The organism is Massilia sp. TSP1-1-2 (genome assembly GCF_049896185.1).
GTDB lineage: Bacteria > Pseudomonadota > Gammaproteobacteria > Burkholderiales > Burkholderiaceae_D > Telluria_A.
Window position 1 is genome coordinate 1 of record NZ_JAFCTU010000076.1, and the last position, 1,883, is coordinate 1,883.

2 protein-coding genes and 1 pseudogene are annotated in these 1,883 nt (G+C 57.5%); all 3 read right to left on the minus strand.

Translation table 11 applies throughout. The features are described from left to right. Positions 1-6 precede the first annotated feature (6 nt). The 3 genes and pseudogenes from ACP7BV_RS26820 to ACP7BV_RS26830 all read right to left on the minus strand — a co-directional run bounded on the left by ACP7BV_RS26820 (position 7) and on the right by ACP7BV_RS26830 (position 1,779). Positions 7-564 carry a hypothetical protein gene (locus ACP7BV_RS26820; protein ID WP_426107947.1) on the minus strand — a complete coding sequence of 186 codons (558 nt, stop codon included), beginning with the start codon at positions 562-564 and terminating at the stop codon, positions 7-9. Positions 565-701: 137 nt separating this feature from the next. Then, positions 702-848, minus strand: a pseudogene (locus tag ACP7BV_RS26825) (IS630 family transposase); the annotation flags it as partial. 64 nt (positions 849-912) lie between these two features. Continuing rightward, positions 913-1,779, minus strand: a complete 867-nt coding sequence (locus ACP7BV_RS26830) for an IS1380 family transposase (RefSeq protein ID WP_426107948.1) — start codon at positions 1,777-1,779, stop codon at positions 913-915. Positions 1,780-1,883 lie beyond the last annotated feature (104 nt).

Sequence of the window (1,883 nt, forward strand, 5' to 3'; positions counted from 1 at the left end):
TCCCATTTAGCGCCCCTCGGTTATCGTGGAAAGCGGCGCGATCCAGCGCATGACCAGCGTCAGTGCATCGGCATCGCCAGCGGCGATGGTCCGGCCCAGCAACGCACCCGGCAGTTCGGAGGCGGCGATGGGCGGCAGGAAACGGCCTTTCAGGTCAAGCCAGAGCGCGCTGGCTGTGAACCCGGTCAGCCACCATTCGCGCCAGCGTCGTATTGTGCGCACGGGGACGCCCAGTTGCTCGGAGAGCTGATGACCCCGCCGCAGGTTCAGGCCGGAACATAGCGCCGTGGCCAGCAGCACTATCGCGCCCCAGTACACGCGCCGACCAAGAAAGCGCACCGACTCCGGCGTGCAGCGGCGGCGGCAATTACCGCAACAAAAACTCAGACGCAAGGTGTCGACGCCAGAACTGCCGGGGCCGCCATGCGGCTTGCGTTCATAATTGGCTTGATGCAGCGGACCGCCGCAGGCGCAGCGGCCAAGACGGACCTCGGCGGCGTGCTCTTGATCGATGCGCAGCAACAACGCAAAGAAAGCTGGATCACGAAGGACGGATTGGCACATAATGGACTCGTCTCAACGGTGTCAGAAACCAGAGACTCGTCCTCAGAGGGCTTGCTGGTCAAGCTCTTTGAGGGCGCTCAGCCTTAAAACCTCAGTTATTCTGCACAAAACTCCCTCAAAAGCCATCAAACATCTTGCACGCGCTCATCCGTCGCGCCATCTGCAGCGCGTAGGATCATCTTCGCTCGTTCGGCTAAGCGAACTGCCGTTGTTCTCCCGCACGCATGCGTTTCCAGCTCCCCACGCTGCGCTTCCGTCAACTCAACTTTCATCGCTACACGCATGATTTCCCCTCCATATGACAAGGATACATGCATATATATAATAAGTCTTATTATTTATGACGCACTACACTAGGTCCTGTGTTTGCACCTGTGCCCAAAGATCGCAGGCACGAAGCCTTGTTGGCTCAGCCATCGCAAGCAGCTTGACGTTGCAGGAGAAACCGAAGATGAAGTCAATGTTCGGCATGCTGTCAATCAGGCGCATTAATTCGGGGCCGCTGAAGTGTCCGTCGCCACGGACCAGGATGTGAGTATCGGGGAAATGGTAGCGAATCAGTTTCAAAACACGGCGCATGATCATGGCGTTTTCTTCGCCGAACGGCCTTTTTCCTGGACGCAGAACGGCGGCGACTAAGCCGCCGGACTTGCCATCAAAAATCATCAGCGGCAGATAGCAGGTCGACCGATAGTGGTGGTTGTAGAACGCCAGCGGCTGCTGGCCATAGCACGCATCCTCGGAGTGATCCAGGTCGAGCACCAAGCTCTTTGGGGGACTGGAATAGCCGGCAATAAACTGTTCCATGAGTGCTTGACTGACGCGGTAAATATCTCGGCGTCTGGCGGCATGTTCGAAACGCGAGATCGTCGCTCCCGACGCCAGCGTTGCCTCGTCGTCGAACGGAAGGCGCGCCGCGCCAAGCTTGAACATCGGGTCGTGGCGCAGGCTGTTCGAGTCGTTGCCGTCCTCGTAGCCACATGCAATTTGATAGATGCGTTGCGTCAGAATATCGTGATACGAATGGTCGACATAACTCTGATGGCGACGGTCAGGCAAGGCGGCAGCGAGACGCTCGGTCAAGCCAATCTGAAGGTCGATGCCGCGCAACAGAACCGGGCCGAGGTCGGATGACAAACCGCCGCCAGCAAAATCGGCTCGGACGCTGTGAGCAGGAATGGACGCAAAACGGAGCTGCTCTGGGGTAGAATTCATGTCGGGCAAGGTGGCGTTCGTTTTGGTTAGTGTGTTTCGAGATACTCACATCATATCAAGCACTTACGGCATTCTTGCCCTTTTTTATGCAAAATCCAGGCTAG

What these genes read in the sequence shown, in the direction of transcription:
- ACP7BV_RS26820 (WP_426107947.1), bottom strand. Translation starts at nt 564, where the DNA reads ATGTGCCAATCCGTCCTTCGTGATCCAGCTTTCTTTGCGTTGTTGCTG.
- ACP7BV_RS26830 (WP_426107948.1), bottom strand. Translation starts at nt 1,779, where the DNA reads ATGAATTCTACCCCAGAGCAGCTCCGTTTTGCGTCCATTCCTGCTCAC.